Annotated in this window: 15 protein-coding genes; 4 read left to right on the forward strand and 11 right to left on the reverse strand. The window is 49.9% G+C overall.

Translation table 11 applies throughout. The features are described 5' to 3' along the window. Positions 1 to 24: 24 nt before the first annotated feature. Positions 25 to 948 (reverse strand): formate dehydrogenase accessory protein FdhE, encoded by a 924-nt coding sequence (gene fdhE / locus NR177_RS12375; RefSeq protein ID WP_109717921.1) that lies wholly within the window; start codon positions 946 to 948, stop codon positions 25 to 27. A gap of 474 nt (positions 949 to 1,422) precedes the next feature. Between fdhE and fdhD the strand changes: the two genes are divergently transcribed. Together fdhD and sodA are read left to right on the forward strand one after the other, a co-directional pair. Beyond that, positions 1,423 to 2,247 carry a formate dehydrogenase accessory sulfurtransferase FdhD gene (gene fdhD, locus NR177_RS12380; RefSeq protein ID WP_342353043.1) on the forward strand — a complete coding sequence of 275 codons (825 nt, stop codon included), beginning with the start codon at positions 1,423 to 1,425 and terminating at the stop codon, positions 2,245 to 2,247. A gap of 263 nt (positions 2,248 to 2,510) precedes the next feature. After that, complete coding sequence (sodA, locus tag NR177_RS12385) at positions 2,511 to 3,128, forward strand: superoxide dismutase [Mn] (protein WP_006121393.1); 618 nt, start codon at positions 2,511 to 2,513, stop codon at positions 3,126 to 3,128. Between the two features lie 18 nt (positions 3,129 to 3,146). Here the strand turns inward: sodA and NR177_RS12390 are convergent, their stop codons facing one another. Next, positions 3,147 to 3,410, reverse strand: coding sequence for a hypothetical protein (locus NR177_RS12390; RefSeq protein WP_256852989.1), 264 nt, complete (start codon positions 3,408 to 3,410; stop codon positions 3,147 to 3,149). 66 nt (positions 3,411 to 3,476) lie between these two features. Between NR177_RS12390 and NR177_RS12395 the strand changes: the two genes are divergently transcribed. Continuing rightward, positions 3,477 to 4,439, forward strand: coding sequence for a VirK/YbjX family protein (locus NR177_RS12395; protein WP_096012909.1), 963 nt, complete (start codon positions 3,477 to 3,479; stop codon positions 4,437 to 4,439). Positions 4,440 to 4,447: 8 nt separating this feature from the next. Here the strand turns inward: NR177_RS12395 and NR177_RS12400 are convergent, their stop codons facing one another. From NR177_RS12400 to NR177_RS12420, 5 genes are all read right to left on the reverse strand, one after another. Next, on the reverse strand, positions 4,448 to 4,810 hold the full coding sequence (locus tag NR177_RS12400; protein ID WP_063877845.1) for a YibL family ribosome-associated protein: 363 nt from the start codon (positions 4,808 to 4,810) through the stop codon (positions 4,448 to 4,450). A gap of 102 nt (positions 4,811 to 4,912) precedes the next feature. Further along, complete coding sequence (locus tag NR177_RS12405) at positions 4,913 to 5,515, reverse strand: MltR family transcriptional regulator (protein WP_074180985.1); 603 nt, start codon at positions 5,513 to 5,515, stop codon at positions 4,913 to 4,915. A 7-nt stretch (positions 5,516 to 5,522) separates the two neighbouring features. Continuing rightward, entirely contained in the window at positions 5,523 to 6,671 is a 1,149-nt protein-coding gene (gene mtlD / locus NR177_RS12410) for a mannitol-1-phosphate 5-dehydrogenase (RefSeq protein WP_109717918.1), read from the reverse strand. A gap of 94 nt (positions 6,672 to 6,765) precedes the next feature. Beyond that, positions 6,766 to 8,700, reverse strand: coding sequence for a PTS mannitol transporter subunit IICBA (locus NR177_RS12415; RefSeq protein ID WP_256852990.1), 1,935 nt, complete (start codon positions 8,698 to 8,700; stop codon positions 6,766 to 6,768). Between the two features lie 437 nt (positions 8,701 to 9,137). After that, positions 9,138 to 9,854, reverse strand: coding sequence for a DUF3053 domain-containing protein (locus NR177_RS12420; protein WP_063877849.1), 717 nt, complete (start codon positions 9,852 to 9,854; stop codon positions 9,138 to 9,140). A 1,058-nt stretch (positions 9,855 to 10,912) separates the two neighbouring features. Between NR177_RS12420 and NR177_RS12425 the strand changes: the two genes are divergently transcribed. Continuing rightward, positions 10,913 to 11,206 (forward strand): HTH-type transcriptional regulator, encoded by a 294-nt coding sequence (locus NR177_RS12425; RefSeq protein ID WP_063877850.1) that lies wholly within the window; start codon positions 10,913 to 10,915, stop codon positions 11,204 to 11,206. Positions 11,207 to 11,328: 122 nt separating this feature from the next. Here NR177_RS12425 and tnaB read toward each other — a convergent pair whose 3' ends face one another. The 4 genes from tnaB to NR177_RS12440 all read right to left on the reverse strand — a co-directional run bounded on the left by tnaB (position 11,329) and on the right by NR177_RS12440 (position 15,419). Beyond that, positions 11,329 to 12,576, reverse strand: coding sequence for a low affinity tryptophan permease TnaB (gene tnaB, locus NR177_RS12430; RefSeq protein WP_063877851.1), 1,248 nt, complete (start codon positions 12,574 to 12,576; stop codon positions 11,329 to 11,331). A 114-nt stretch (positions 12,577 to 12,690) separates the two neighbouring features. Continuing rightward, positions 12,691 to 14,106, reverse strand: coding sequence for a tryptophanase (gene tnaA / locus NR177_RS12435; protein WP_109717915.1), 1,416 nt, complete (start codon positions 14,104 to 14,106; stop codon positions 12,691 to 12,693). Between the two features lie 267 nt (positions 14,107 to 14,373). Next, a complete protein-coding gene (gene tnaC, locus NR177_RS24010; protein ID WP_074181043.1) occupies positions 14,374 to 14,451 on the reverse strand; it encodes a tryptophanase leader peptide in 78 nt (25 codons plus the stop codon). A 374-nt stretch (positions 14,452 to 14,825) separates the two neighbouring features. Then, complete coding sequence (locus NR177_RS12440; RefSeq protein WP_063877853.1) at positions 14,826 to 15,419, reverse strand: HD domain-containing protein; 594 nt, start codon at positions 15,417 to 15,419, stop codon at positions 14,826 to 14,828. Positions 15,420 to 15,467: the final 48 nt, after the last annotated feature.

Raw genomic sequence — 15,467 nt, forward strand, 5'->3', positions numbered from 1 at the left:
GAGCGGGGTTTCTTCAGCAAAAAACTATTCACCGGGAAACATAAAGGGATTCAGACTGCTTCGTGCAAAGCCTTCCTGCTCCATGCGGGCATCCAGCACCAATGAGGCGAGATCGTCCGCAACGGGTTCCATTGCCGGGTTCTTCTCCTGATACAACATTTTCAGGTAGCTACCGCAATCACCACAGCTTTCAGCTTTAACCGCCGCATGTTCACTGTCCAGCGACCAGTAGTGAAGATCGCGGGATTGCTCACAGTTGGTGCATTTGCTCCGCACCACGTACCACTCACTTTCGCACAGGTTGCAATGCAGGTAACGCGCCCCTTCATGTGAGCCCATGTGCACCATGCTGGCAACCGGCATGCTGTTGCACACCGGGCAGAACTGGCGCTGGTTGCCCATCTCCGCCTGAGCTTTGCCGGGAATCAAGGCCGCCATTTGCGCCCAGTAGATCGACAGTGCAGCCCAGATAAAAGGTGCTTTGTCACTGCTGACCTGAGCATATTCGCCCGCAAAGAGCGCGCTGGCCATCGTTTCCAGCTCAGTGGCAGAGGCTTTTTCCAGGTTCTCCAGTACCGCCAGTGCCTGGCCGCTCATCTCGGGCTTGAGCTCGGCAATCAGCGAATGCAGCAGGCGGTGCCAGTGTGTGTCCCGCGGTAAGGTATGAATATCCAGTGGCGGCTTAGCTTCCTGATTGCTTTGCACCAGACGCGCGTGCAGATTCATCTGCAGGGGATGGTCGTACAGGACAATTTCCTGTGCCTGTGCTATCACCGCGGCAAAGCGTAAATAATCCCCAAGGGGATTTTTAGCAGCCAGGTCGCGCAGTCGCGCAGCACGACGGCTATATAAATTTTTCAGCCGGGGAAAAAGTAACGGCGGAATCGTCTCCGCTGGGTTTTTTTCGCTCTTCTCCAACTGATCTTGCGGGATAATGCGGATGCTCATAGAAGGCATTTTCCTGTTTTGTTGGCTGATTACGCTACTCACGACACCAGCAAGAATAGGGTTCTCGGTACTCACGCGCGCCATATTGACGTGCGCGCTCTTGCCCGTTTGCTCTTTCTGTTCTCGCAGCTTGTCACGCCGGCTGCTGACATCAAAGCAATCATATTTGTGAGTCAGGAGACCGCGGCATGGCTGGATGCCACGATCCGACCCGACAGGCTGATCATAGCAGCCCAAATCCTGTCCTTCTGTGTGAAATGCATTTTTTCCCTGACTGACTGCGCGTGAACCGGATGATTGAACATCGACTTGCACAACGGATGCCAGGCCATCAGGAAGCAATTTCACGCTTTATGCTCTCGGGGTGACATGCGCTTGTTGCCGCCTTTGACCCGGTTCAGAATAGGCACTATTCAGGATAGCGGAATACTATTACCTTTTAATCCATGCGGAATTAGCCAGGATCAGAACAAAGTGAATAAAAACAAAGCGAGATGTGATGCTGGTGTAAGCGAGCTGGATGGTCTGCGTGAAACTCAGGTGTGGCAACGTGACGATTTACACCATTCCCAGGCTGACTGGTTAGCAGAAGAGGTGCCGGTGGCGCTGGTTTACAATGGCATTTCTCACGTCGTGATGATGACGACGCCCAAAGACCTGGAGGCTTTTGCCATCGGTTTTTCTCTCTCAGAGGGCATTATTGACGCCCCGACAGATATCTTTGGTATGGATGTCGTCGCGGGTTGCAGTGGTATTGAGGTGCAGATTGAGCTATCCAGCCGCCGTTTTATGGCGTTGAAGGCGCATCGGCGCGCTCTGGCAGGGCGAACGGGCTGCGGCGTTTGTGGCGTGGAGCAACTGGACCAGATTGGTAAGCCGCTTACGCCGCTGCCGTTCACTCAGCGCTTCACGTTAGCGCACCTGGACCGCGCGCTGGGGCAACTGAAGCATTTTCAGCCCGTGGGGCAAAAAACGGGCTGCACTCATGCTGCCGCCTGGATACAGCCTGAGGGTGAGCTTGTTCACGGCTGCGAAGATGTGGGCCGTCATGTCGCGCTCGACAAGCTGTTGGGCTATCGCAGTCAGGCCACGTGGGGCGACGGTGCTCTGCTGGTTTCCAGCCGCGCCAGCTATGAAATGGTGCAGAAATCAGCCATGTGTGGCGTTGAAATTCTGTTTGCCGTTTCCGCAGCAACCCGACTGGCCGTAGAGGTTGCAGAACGCTGTAACCTTACCCTGGTGGGGTTCAGTAAGCCGGGCCGTGCAACCATTTACAGCCATCCACAGCGGCTCATGTAAATCCTGTTTTGTGCAGGTGCGTTGCGCGCAGAACCAATGAGTGCGGCGACACGCGCCTGCTGATCAGCCGCCGCATCGGCCATTTTGCGGGCAGCATAAAACTTAAAATTGCGCAGTCTTTGCATGTTTTTTCAAAACCTTATGTTTAATAGGGCATTGATTACGCTTTTACCGATCATGAATTTAACTATAATGATACGACTGCTTACGCGGCACGTGCCGACATTGTCGTGCTGCTCAAACACTAAATGGAGAGGAAGAACATGAGTTATTCACTGCCATCCCTGCCTTACGCTTACGACGCACTGGAACCGCACTTTGACAAGCAGACGATGGAAATCCATCACACCAAACATCATCAGACCTATGTCAACAACGCCAATGCGGCGCTGGAAGGCACTGAATTTGCTGATCTGCCTGTTGATGAACTGATCACGAAACTGGATCAGCTGCCAGCAGACAAAAAAGGCCCACTGCGTAATAACGCAGGTGGTCATGCTAACCACAGTCTGTTCTGGAAAGGCCTGAAAACGGGCACAACGCTTCAGGGTGAGCTGAAGGCGGCGATTGAGAAAGATTTTGGTAGCGTTGAAAAATTCCAGGAAGAGTTTGAGAAAGCGGCGGCAACCCGTTTCGGTTCTGGTTGGGCCTGGCTGGTTAAAAAAGGTGACAAACTGGCCGTGGTTTCGACCGCTAACCAGGACAACCCACTGATGGGTGAGGCTATCGCTGGCGTTTCAGGTTATCCGATCATCGGTCTGGATGTGTGGGAACACGCATACTACCTGAAGTACCAAAACAAGCGTCCAGATTACATTAAAGCATTCTGGAACGTGGTTAACTGGGACGAAGCGGCAGCCCGCTTTGCCTCCGCTAAGTAAGCGATAACCACACGAGTCTCAACCGGCAGAATCTGTTCTGCCGGTTTTTTTTCGCCTGAACGTCACGTTTTCTCTCTTCGCCGTTGGCATGATGCCACTACGATTGCCGATTGCCGATTGCCGATTGCCGATTGCCGATTGCCGATTGCCGGTGCAGTTTTCCGTTGCAGGCGGGCTGCCTGCAAATCGCCGCAATAGAAAAGTCCCTTGCGATAAATCAGTTAAACCATTTTTAAACGAAGCGTAAGTTGACCCCGTTAAGTTTTTAACAATTTGAGTCATTAACCTGTCGTTGATGCCGGTCGTTTTATCATCAATGCCACGATCAGACTAATAAGAACTTACACCATGTCCATTTACACTACACACGATCCGGTTGCCGATTCGTATGCCTCTTTATTTTTTCAATTAATCAGCGGAAAGTACGTACCCAATAAAATCTGGCTGAGTCGTCGTTTTCGTCTCAAATTTGCCTTAAGGACGCTGATTGCACCCATTACCACGTTGCGCTATTTACAGCAGCTCTCTGAGTTACCCAGAATTTCGCAATTAATGCGCGTACAGGGTTTATTACCCGCTAAGTTACATCGCCCTTATCTGCACGCCGGAATGCGCGTAGCAGCACGTGCGCAGGCTATTCTTGATCACTACCATTTGCTGAGTAATCTGGAAAACATGTCACTCCGTCAGATCCTGCAAAGCGGTGAAGAGAATGTTCTGGCCAGACTGTCGGGCAAAAATAACGAAGAATTCGTCATTGCCTGTAGTGCGGGCTATTACGATCGCGAGGGGGAAGTAACCTTAGTGCTGCGTTATCAGGATGAAGGCATCGCGTCTCTGACATTTACGATCTTAAATGAGGAAAACGCACGGACTTTATTAATCGGTGGTTTACAGGGGCCGCGTAAAAGCATCAGTAATGATGTTATTCGCGATGCAACCAAAGCGGCGCATGGCTTATTTCCTAAACGCTTACTGATGGAAGTCGTGTTTATTTTAGCGCAGCAATGCGGCGTCCGAAAAATAGCAGCGGTAGGAGACAAGACGCATGTTTTTCGTAGCCTGCGTTATCGCCAGAGTAAAGGGGATAAATTCCATGCCAGCTACAGTGAATTTTGGCTGACGGTTAACGGGCAAGAACGTGCAGATGGCATCTTTATCCTGCCGCTGACGTTGCCGCGTAAAACGCTGGAGGACATTGCCAGCAAGAAGCGTGCAGAGTACCGTCGTCGTTATACGCTGCTGGATTCGCTGGCAGAGCAGGTAGGGACTGCTACTGGCCAGCAAAATAGCGAACAGGCCGCCGCCTGACCCCGATATTAAAAGGCGCTTTTCGCAAATCCGGTCATGACGTCAAGACCCATTTCTCGTCCCAGCGCGGTCATTGGATGTACCACCACCAGGCCGCGCACGCTTTTCTTCAATGCGCCTAAATTTGCCTGCTCTTTTTTGGTAATCGCCCGGCTAAACGGTAGCTTTTGCAGTTTCTGCGCTTCCAGACTCAGTTTAACCTCGCGCTGACTGCGAAGACGCTCGATTTCAGTCACCAGCGTTTCTTTCTCTTTCAGTAGCGCACCCAGCTTTTCAGCATCACCGGATTCTAGCAACTGAGGCTCTTTACGATTCAGGGCGTCCAGTTGATCGCTGAGGCGTTTAATTTCGTTCTTTTCTTGCTCTTTCATGACAACAACTCGTTGAGGAAAACAGGCTAAGGATACACCAAATTTAACGTAGATTCTCGGTGGTTAGCGCGAAAAGGGGAGCCGTCAGGCTCCCGGCAGGATTTAGCTGGCTGACTTCTTAAAAGCCTGTTTCAGGCTGATGCGGGAAATCAGTTCGGTGAGTGACAGGACCATGGTGGAGCGCACCATTTGCAGATAACGCTGCTGCTGCATAGCCTGCAGTGCAGCATCCTCAGCATGTAACGCGGGCACCGGCGGCCAGGCCGCTACGCAGTGTAACTCACCAAACGGTCCCAGGATTTCATCGTCGGTAAAGCGGTAATCGCCTGCATCGTGATTGAGCTCTTCGCGCAGGGCCAGAAGTAACTCGCAGTCTTCATATTCATGCCGGCTAATAACGCCAAGACCATAAATCAGCTTGAGCCGGACAGAGAGTTCCCCTAACGGGCCATCGCCCAGCAACAGGGGCTCCACGGCGTATTTCACCGCGTAGTCATCTTTACGGAATACCTGCAGTACCAGCAAATTGACAGCTTCAGCTAACAGCTCGACGGCGGCGAACAAAAAGCTTCTCACCGAGCGTCCAGCGTTCAGGCGTTCAAGCACCCGGTTTTCAAAAGCCTGCTTCTCTTCCATTATTGCCTGCGTCAATGTAGTGCTGCTGTCGAGGGCCCGTTCATCGCCCCCGATCTGGGTCGCTAACATGGGCCTGTTATGCCATGGCGTGCCAGGCACTCACGGCCTCTTTGATAATTTCACTCTCAGGATCGAGTCCTGAAACCTGCGCCAGGGTCGCCTGTGGGCCTTTTTCTGCCAGTAGCGTAGCCAGCTCCTGCGCCTGGGGATCTTGATCGCTGCGGTAATGCATGGCAGCCGCAATCCCCTGCACCAGGTTCGCGTGTGGCAGACCGTATTCCAGCGTCCCCAGGGTCGGTTTAATCAGGCGATCGCCCGCGCTCAGCTTGCGAAGTGGCTGGCGGCCTACGCGCTCAACGTCGTCTTTCAGATACGGATTTTCAAAGCGACCAAGAATTTTTTGAATATAGGCAGCATGTTTATCCGCTTCAAAACCATAACGCCTGATGAGCACCGCGCCGCTTTCTTCCATTGCACCCTGAACGACAGCACGAATTTTACCATCGAGGATCGCATCGCGAATAGTCTGGTGACCCGCCAACTGCCCCAGGTAGGCCGTAATAGCATGACCGGTATTCAGTGTGAAAAGTTTACGTTCCACAAATGCCATCAGGTTATCTGTCAGTTCCATGCCCGGAATAGTAGGCAGCTCGCCTTTAAACTGGGTTTTATCCACAATCCATTCGCTGAAGGTTTCGACCGTGACTTCCAGCAGATCCTGGCTGCCTGCTTCAGAAGGCGGAACGATACGGTCTACCGCTGAATCCACAAAGCCGACATGTTGTTCAAGCCAGACATGATACTCAAAGGGCAGCGCTTGCAGTACATGTTGTTTTAACTGACTGGTGCCGCGCACCATGTTTTCACAGGCGATAATATTTAACGGCCGAACATTGCCGTTATCACTGCGTTTGGCCAGACCTTTTGCCACGCTGGCAGCAATGCGCTCAAGGATTTGCGGACCAACGGCAGTGGTAACGAGATCGACGTCAGCGACCAATTCGATAATCTCGTCGCTGGTACTGTTAACGGCGCTAACGCCCTTAACCACTTCAACTTTGGCCTGTTCACCCACGACGTGGACGGGATATTCATGACGTGCATTAAGGGCATCCAGCACTGCCTGATTGACATCTGCAAAAATCAGTTCAATACCGGCATCAGCCAGGAGTTTGCCAATAAAACCGCGACCAATGTTGCCTGCTCCGAAATGTAACGCTTTCATAAAATTGACCCATATCAAATGACGATGGGGCGGGCATGTCCGCCCCAAAAAAGTGGGACGGGCACAACCGCCCCAGGGAAAATGTCGAACCGGATTATGCTACAGCGGGCTTGCCTGATAACAGATCCAGAACATCCTGTACGCTCTCAGTGTGCGCCAGTTTTTCAATGACCTGATCATCATCCAGCGCGTTCGTCAGGCTGGTGATCACCTGAATATGTTCGTTATTGCGGGCAGCAATACCAATCACCAGACGCGCCACTTCATCAGGTTCCTCGCCAAACTGTACGCCGGCAGGATACTGACAGAAAACCACGCCCGTTTTCAGTACACGATCTTTCGCTTCAACGGTACCGTGTGGCACGGCAATCGACTCGCCAAGATAAGTCGGGGTCAGCTTTTCGCGCTCCAGCATGGCATCAATGTATTCAGGTTCTACGTAGCCGCCTTTGACCAACTGCTCACCGGCGAAGCGAATCGCCTGCTCTTTATTGCTGGCACTCAGTCCCAGGAAAACGTTGCTGTGACCGAGCTTAAACAGGTTGGCATGGCTGTTATCGTAGCTGTCACCCAGCGTCTTCTGTACGGCTTCACGGTTGGCTTCACTGCGATTAGCCGCGACCAGGCGCTCTGTCAGCGTGCTGTAGAGCGCACTGTCCAGGAAGTTGTTTAAGGAAATATGCTGAGCATGGGGTGCCTGACGGATAGCCCGCTCAGTTAAATCGCGATGGGTAATCACCAAATCAACATCGCCCGGTAACGCATTAATGGCGCTGTTGGTCACCGAGATATTACTCAGCCCGGCATCATGGACTTTCTTACGCAGCACACCTGCGCCCATTGCACTCGACCCCATGCCCGCATCGCAGGCGACAATGATTTTGCGCACATGGTCCAGGTCAACGCTCATCGCATCACTGGCAACCGGGGCACCTGTCAGACTCTGCCCTTTCGACTGCGCTTTCATGTCGTGCATACGTTGCGTCGCGGCTTCGATATCGTCATCTTCTTTCACTTTGCTCGTTTTCAACAAAATGGCAGAAATAACAAAAGACACGGCGAAAGCAGCAAAGATGGCAGCAATATTGGCGAAGTAAGCGCCTTTTGGCGTCATCGCTAATACCGCTAAAATTGAACCGGGTGAAGCAGGCGAGACCAGGCCACCGTGCAGCACGGTCAAGGTGAATACGCCGGTCATACCGCCCAGGATCACCGCCAGCAGCAGGCGAGGTGCCATCAGCACATAAGGGAAGTAGATTTCGTGGATACCGCCAAGGAAGTGGATAATCGCTGCACCGCCAGCAGACTGCTTAGCACTGCCCCGACCAAAGAACATATAGGCCATCAGTACGCCCATACCCGGACCTGGGTTTGCTTCGATCAGGAAGAAAATCGATTTGCCTGCTTCGCTTGCCTGCTGAATACCCAGCGGCGAGAAAATGCCGTGGTTAATCGCATTGTTGAGGAACAGGATTTTTGCGGGTTCAACAAAGATCGACGTCAATGGCAGCAGGTTGTTCTGCACCATCAGGTTAACGCCCGTGGCAAGAATATGTGACAGGCCTTCAACCAGTGGACCAATCGCCATAAATGCCAGGATGGCTAACAACATACCGATGATACCGGCAGAGAAGTTGTTCACCAGCATTTCAAAGCCGCTTTTGATTTTACCGTCAACCATACGGTCAAAGGATTTAATCGCCCAGCCGCCAAGCGGACCCGCAATCATTGAGCCGAGGAACATTGGCATATCGGCACCGACAATCACGCCCATGGTTGTGATTGCGCCTACGACACCACCGCGATCGCCACCGACTAAACGTCCGCCGGTAAAGCCGATCAGTAATGGCAGCAGGTAGGTGATCATCGGGGCGACCAGCTTCGCCAGCGTTGCGTTAGGAATCCAGCCTGTTGGAATAAACAGCGCGGTGATAATACCCCAGGCGATAAATGCGCCAATATTAGGCATCACCATATTACTCAAAAAGCGACCAAAGCTTTGTACTTTGACCTTTACTGATGAGGACATAAGCCCACCCCTTGTTGAGACGCGCTGCAACAGGAGCGCGCGTTTGTTTTTGTTTAGCCACTACGGCGATAAACCGTCAGTATTACTGTATGCAGGCGGACTTTATCACGCGAATATGGGGCTGCGTAGTACAGGCAGTTTGATGTGATCTTAATCACGTTTATGGTGGGGTGGTAGGGGGATGTTTAGTGATACATATCACAAAAACAGGCTATTTCCGGCCTGGACTGAACAAATTTACACCGCTAACAATGGATTTTAGTGATGCTCATCACATTTATAGCCCGTGGCTTTGTTTGATAAATGAGATATAGATCACAAAGTAATTTAATGAAAAACGGCCCTGATCACACTTTGATCAGGGCCGTTTAAATAAATGATCTTTATTAAATGATGTTCAGATCAGCCAGGCAGAACAGGGGGTGCCGGAGCGATGTTTATTGCACATTCCCCTGAACGGCATTTTTAGCCTGCGTCAGCGCCTGCACATTGGCAGATAAGCTGTTCATCAAGTCATTATATTGTGTTGCCTGCTCCTGAGTCGGGAACTGAACGCCACCGTTATTGAAACTGACTCGGGTGCCCTGAGCCTGTAAAAACTCACCGGTTTGCACCGCATCCTGGCTGAGTGCCTGAAGTTTGGGTAACAGCGGGATAAGCTGACTGGCGGGCTGCGACACGACTTTATCGTAAGCGGTGTCGAAGACTTTCTTCAGATCGTCCGTTTGTTTAAGCGCGGCTTTGCTTTTATCTGCCTGCATTTTGGCGCTTTCCAGCTGCTGCGTGGCTACCGTTAATGCGCTGTTAGCCTGAGCAAGAGAGTCGCGGCGGCTCAGATAGTCTTGCGGTACGTGGATCGCTGAAAGTTCATCCACTACCGGGCGCATGCCCTGATCTACCGCTTTGTTAGCCTGCTGCGAGAAGCCATACAGAATGGCGTAATCCCCTGCGAAAGGACCAAAACTTTGTTTCTGGTTTTCGCTCAGGCTGGGCAGATGCTCGCCGCTACGCATAACGGTATTTTGCAGGAAATCGATAAACGCTTTGCGCTGGTCGCCCTCTTTGTCACCACATGCGGTGAGCTGTAATACGAGAAGCACGCCAGTCAGCAAAATGCCGCCGCGTGCCAGAATACGGGAAATTCCTGAAGCCATGATGTCAACTCCTGTCGGTAAAGCTGGCTGATGTCCGGAAAAGCAGTGGCCTAAAGAATAGAACAAACGTGAACTGCCACACAATGTGAAAGCGCTGTGTAAGGCCATTACCTGCAAGAAAGTTTGCTTGCAGCGGGTTTATAAGGCCATTTGAGACTTCAGGCACCCGAGGCCGGGAGCTGAATGAGGATAACAGGGCCTTTACGCCGCGACGAAGACGGGCTGCTGAATGGGCTGGCGCGCCAGCATTGACGTGGAGCACCTGCAAACTGAGCCGGAATGGGCCATAAATACATGGTCTGAATAATTAACACCAGCTTAAGTTTTAAAGCGAAGCACGTGCGCGGTGTGGTGCATTACCGTTAAATCTTCATTAACGAGTTGCCCTAAAATTGTTCACTTGCATTAAAGTGGTGCGGGTTGTGCCATGTGCTCGCGTCTGGCATGAACGGCACAAATTATCTTCTCCGCTATAATCGTAACGTCACATTGCCCTCCGAAGATAGTGTTGATCACCCATTCAGCGCGGCTCTTGCTCGCACTATCAGGCCCGGTAAGCGTTTGCTCAGTATCAGTGGGCGGGATCGAAGATGGCTGGCAGTGAACTGCCGCATTTCTTTGTATTAAAAAATGAAAGCCTGGCGCATATTTTGCAATCATTATGAGTGACAGGCACGGTTTTCGGTGTGCGTTGAGTCGAAAAAGGTTGGCAAGGACAAAAAAGCGATCTGTACTTTTCATGTACCGTGTGGCAACAAAATCAATGGCTTCAACTGGTTAGGTTGTTTAACCATTTTTCAGAATTGTAAAGTTAAAAAAAATGTTTAATTTGCACTGCAAATTGTCAGGTATCTATCCATAATTAGTCTCCCGGCATTTGTTGCATTGTTTTGATATGTTTAACAGCGATGCAGGTCAGGCTGTGTCCCATAAGGGTTTTCTTACAATAAAAACAAACTCTTAAGGGATGCAGCTTGCTTAATCCGGTTTCTGAGCCTGATTTCAGGTTCTTGTACCTTCTTTCACGTGATTCATAGTGAGTTTTTAAGGAGTTCTCTATGGAATTAAAAGACCCAATGTTTGAATTGCTCAGCAGCCTTGAGCAGATTGTTTTGACACGTGATAACAGCCCTGTGGCGCTGCAAGCTCAGCGTCAACCCGCGATGCCAGAGCCACAGCGTTTACGCGAAATGGCAGGAATGCAGGTTGACGAATTTGCCAGGATCATGGGCGTTAGCGTTTCTTCGGTTAAAAGTTGGGAAGCACAGCGTACGCGCCCTTCCGCAACGGCACGGAAATTGATGAAATTACTTCACGCCAATCCTTACCTTGGGCGTCAGTTACTCGATTAAGTCATTAAGTATTAAAGCGTTATCCCGGCTATTGTTGAAGCCGGTCACATGAGTGACCGGCTGTTTAACACCTCTTCCCGATAACGCTTCCCTTCAAAATAACGCTCAGGCCTGTCGGACAATCAGCTCAACTTGGGTAAAACGTTGAGAACATTGCCAAACCAGCAAACAATAACCACGACACCAAATAAAATAACAAACACGGGAATTACCTTGCCGCCCCAGACGGTGAACGTTTTGTCGGGAAAGCGTTTTCTGGCTTTCAATGCCAGCAGCGCAGGGACAATCACTGCCCATATGGTTGCGCATAATCCCGCACCACCGATGCCGTAGAGAAAGCCGTCAGGGTAGAACACATACAGGATGCTGGGAGGAAGAAAGGTCAGCAGTACCGTTTTAAAGCGCCCTGCATGGGAATTGTCAATGTTGAACAGGTCAGCCAGATAATCGAATAACCCCAGCGTCACGCCAAAGAAAGAGCTTGCTACCGCAAGGTTAGAAAAAACCAGCAGGAAGAATTCTATCAGGCTACCGGGATGGGTTCCCATAAAGGATTTCACCAGCACGTCAACATTTCCGCCCGAGGCAATAATCCCCTTAAAGTTTTCACGCGGGATATTTCCCATTGTGCAATACAGCCAGAAAAGGTAAATAAGCAGCGCCAGCAATGAACCCAAAACAATACTTTTAACCAGTTTATCTTTTTTCTTTCCATAACAAATAATCAGGCTGGGAATATTTCCATGGAAACCAAATGAAGCCAGGCAGACAGGTATTGCCATAAATATATAAGGAAAGTAACGGTTGTTTTCACTGATGCCGCGCACATCCCGCAGAAGGGACATATCGACTTTAAAAAATAGTGAACCAAAGACAATCACAAAGGCTAAAATTTTAATACCTAAAAATAGCGAAGTGATTCTGCTGGCGGCCAGTGAACTTATCCATAATACACAGGCAACGAAAACCGCTGTTCCTAAACCAATCAATTCTGACTTTATATTGATACTGGAATGCATCGAAAGCGTTTCGCTGATAATTGCACCGTTAGCGGAGATATAAGCATATGTCAGTATATACAGCACAAAGGCGACGGTAATACCGCTGATGATATTCCACGTTTTACCCAATAGATCTTTGGTTAACGTGTTGAAACTCGAACCTACGGGATAGTTTAAGTTAGCTTCCAGTAACAATAAACCGGAATGAAGCATTGAAAACCAGGCGATGATTAAGATAAATGCGCCCCAGAAGAACCAGGCACCTGCGAGATCGACAGGGAGTGCAAACATCCCACCACCGATTACCGTTCCTGCTATAACCATTACGCCCCAGAAGGAGGAATGTTTCTGATCTGTATTGTCTTCCATGGTGTCCTCTCAATACGCTTTTTTACTTTTATCATTTTTATAATTTTTCAGGTTGACCAGCAGAGTGACGGAGCAGCTGTTGCCAGACAGCTGCTCACTGTACAGGTATGACTATTAGATCTCTTTAAGTTTTGCGGTGAAGTGGCGCAAAACTTTAGGCTCATAGGTAAACGCTAAGCCTTTTATGTTCGCGGCATTCTCTTTCACATGCTCAAACGCTTCAATAATGAAATCCATATGCGTTTGTGTGTAGGTGGCTCGGGGAATGGTTAAACGCAGCAGTTCTGCCGGGCAGGGCAGCTGTTCACCGGTTTTTGGATCACGGCCGAGTAAAAACGATCCGATCTCTACTGCCCTGATACCGGCCACTTTATACAGTTCACAGGCGAGTGCCTGAGCGGGGAAGTGATCCGCCGGTATGTGCGGCAATAATTTTCCGGCATCGACAAAGGCGGCATGACCGCCGGCTTGTTGGCAGGTCACGCCAATTGATTCAAGACCATCGACCAGATACTGAATCTGACTGATGCGATAAGCCAGCCAGTCCTGATTCATGCCGTCATACAGGCCAACCGCCAGGCGTTCCATCGCCCCACCTTCTAAGCCACCATAGGTGGGGAAGCCTTCCTGAACCACGCAAAGCGTTCTGCAATCGGTGTACACGTCAAAGAAGCTGTCGTCTTTAAATGAGAGTAAGCCGCCCATCGGTACCATGGCATCTTTTTTGGCCGACATGGCCAGCATGTCAGCATATTTATAGGTTTCTCGGGTGATCGCTTCAATTGTCCAGTTTTTATAGGGTTTTTCCCGTTGCTGGATAAAATAGGCGTTTTCAGCAAAGCGTGCTGAATCCATGACAACGGGGATGTCGTATTTTTGTGCAATCTGGTACATGGCTTTTAAATTTGCCAGCGATACAGGCTGTCCACCCGCGGAATTACAGGTAATCGTGGCAACAATGTAGGGCACATTATTCGCCCCCACGTCCTGTATACCCTTTTCCAGACTTTCAAGGTCAAAGTCGCCTTTGAAGTCATGGCGAACCGCCGTATCGAAAGCTTCTTTGATATAAACATTCCTTACGGTACAACCATTTATCTGGCTGTGGCCTTGGGTGGTATCGAAAAAGTAGTTAGAAAAGGCCACCATTTTGTTTCGGTCCAGGCCTTTTTCTTGTTCGCGTTTCTTTATTAAAACCGGGATATAAATTTGTTCTGCACCGCGCCCCTGATGCGTAGGAATCGTATAGGCATAGCCAAAAATCGCTTTTACCGCTTCTGCCAGGGCGTAATAACTGCGGCTGCCACTATAGGATTCATCGCCCCGCATCATCGCAGCCTGCATATTTTGCGTTACGGCACCGGTGCCGCTATCGGTGAGCAAATCGATAAAAACGTCTTCGCTGTCCAGCAGAAATGGATTCATTCCGGCTTTGATAATTGCTGTGTCCCGGTGTTCACGCGTGGTACGTTTGACAGGCTCAATCACCCGAATGCGAAATGGCTCAGGTAAATGTCTAAAATTATTCATAATGATGTCCTTTAATGCAGACATGTCGAAGCCGTGGTTTTTTAACCGAATTAATAAAAACCAGGTCGAATGCTGTTATTACTGTATTTCAGCCGATAAAAGATCGTAACTGCATTACGTGCAACATTGCGTTTTCAATGCCCTGATCGGCAAATAAACGGACGTCATCGACGAGGCAGTTTTTTTTATGACTGAATGATTGAAAATACACCCGATAAATCACGGCCATATCAGCCGGAACAGAAGGGTGAAGAAAGCAAGGGGACGTTAAGGCAGGTGGTTGACAATGATATTATCAATGTTAAACCATTTTGAAATTACACAGGTGCTGTTTAAGATGATCATAATATTTCAACTCTCATTAAACATAGCGCTACCCTATTATATTGATTGGGTATGTCCAGGGTTACTTTAAATTATCGTGATTGGTATCACAGTAAAATCTCTTTTCGCCATGACGATTATTTATTTATGATATTAAAAATACTGTTTTTTGACAGTTTTCCAGCCAATAAATTACATTTTTTTGGATTCAATCCTTCTTAACATTTCTGTTTTACAGAGACATATTGAGGCAGCGTGAAAGCCTCATGGTTTGCCCTTAGGCACGAAAGCCATACCGCGCCCGCCGGCGCGCTTTAAGCCGTATAGCCGGCGCCTCATTTCCAGGCTAACGTACGCCGTTGGCATCAATGAATCAGCGCATGGCGAGGATGGCGTTAGCTTAATCCACCGTATTTGGCCGCTTGTTTAACAAACCATTTTTCAGGCACGTTATAGGGCGCATCGGCCAGCTGAGCAATACCACTTTCAATGTTGGCGGAAGCCTGGCGCCAGAGTTCTGCGTTGCCCTGCTTAAGCAATTCAATTTGCACCTTTTTTTCAATCAGATAAACGCGGGCAAAATGGGGATCGAAGCGAACAATAGAGCGCGTATTGTCAATGATGTCAGCCAGCTTGATGGTTTGTGCGTCAGGGCTGGCCTGCGCAGTATGGCGAAAATGGGCCATTTTGCGTTCTGTACGATTCCCTGCACTTTGCGGTGCGGTATTGGTCAGCATTTCAACCAGCTTCGCGACCTCATTACCGAAGTGATTTTCGATATCGCTAAGTGTCGTCGTCGTATCTTCCACGGTATCGTGTAGCCAGGCCGCAGCCAGTAAGACGGGGTTATCCGTAATGCTTCTGACCAGTTCCACAACGGCTGCAGGATGGACGATATAAGGTTCGTCGGTGTATTTACGGCGTTGGCCCGCTGCTGCATGGGCTTGCGTGGCATAGCGTCGCGCCTGTTCTTCCAGAGAATCCTGCATGCACTACCTCGTTTTCATAAATTGCTTGCAATTAACTAGTGCGCTATT

Source organism: Pantoea sp. Fr+CA_20, assembly GCF_024520835.1.
GTDB classification, from domain to species: domain Bacteria; phylum Pseudomonadota; class Gammaproteobacteria; order Enterobacterales; family Enterobacteriaceae; genus Pantoea; species Pantoea allii.

Bases quoted from the DNA above. Each gene is read 5' to 3' on its own strand.
- NR177_RS12395 (WP_096012909.1), top strand. From the start codon at position 3,477: ATGTCCATTTACACTACACACGATCCGGTTGCCGATTCGTATGCCTCT.
- NR177_RS12415 (WP_256852990.1), bottom strand. From the start codon at position 8,700: ATGTCCTCATCAGTAAAGGTCAAAGTACAAAGCTTTGGTCGCTTTTTG.
- NR177_RS12390 (WP_256852989.1), bottom strand. From the start codon at position 3,410: ATGACTCAAATTGTTAAAAACTTAACGGGGTCAACTTACGCTTCGTTT.
- tnaC (WP_074181043.1), bottom strand. From the start codon at position 14,451: ATGATCATCTTAAACAGCACCTGTGTAATTTCAAAATGGTTTAACATT.
- sodA (WP_006121393.1), top strand. From the start codon at position 2,511: ATGAGTTATTCACTGCCATCCCTGCCTTACGCTTACGACGCACTGGAA.
- mtlD (WP_109717918.1), bottom strand. From the start codon at position 6,671: ATGAAAGCGTTACATTTCGGAGCAGGCAACATTGGTCGCGGTTTTATT.
- fdhE (WP_109717921.1), bottom strand. From the start codon at position 948: ATGAGCATCCGCATTATCCCGCAAGATCAGTTGGAGAAGAGCGAAAAA.
- NR177_RS12420 (WP_063877849.1), bottom strand. From the start codon at position 9,854: ATGGCTTCAGGAATTTCCCGTATTCTGGCACGCGGCGGCATTTTGCTG.
- NR177_RS12400 (WP_063877845.1), bottom strand. From the start codon at position 4,810: ATGAAAGAGCAAGAAAAGAACGAAATTAAACGCCTCAGCGATCAACTG.
- NR177_RS12405 (WP_074180985.1), bottom strand. From the start codon at position 5,515: ATGTTAGCGACCCAGATCGGGGGCGATGAACGGGCCCTCGACAGCAGC.
- tnaA (WP_109717915.1), bottom strand. From the start codon at position 14,106: ATGAATAATTTTAGACATTTACCTGAGCCATTTCGCATTCGGGTGATT.
- NR177_RS12440 (WP_063877853.1), bottom strand. From the start codon at position 15,419: ATGCAGGATTCTCTGGAAGAACAGGCGCGACGCTATGCCACGCAAGCC.
- tnaB (WP_063877851.1), bottom strand. From the start codon at position 12,576: ATGGAAGACAATACAGATCAGAAACATTCCTCCTTCTGGGGCGTAATG.
- NR177_RS12425 (WP_063877850.1), top strand. From the start codon at position 10,913: ATGGAATTAAAAGACCCAATGTTTGAATTGCTCAGCAGCCTTGAGCAG.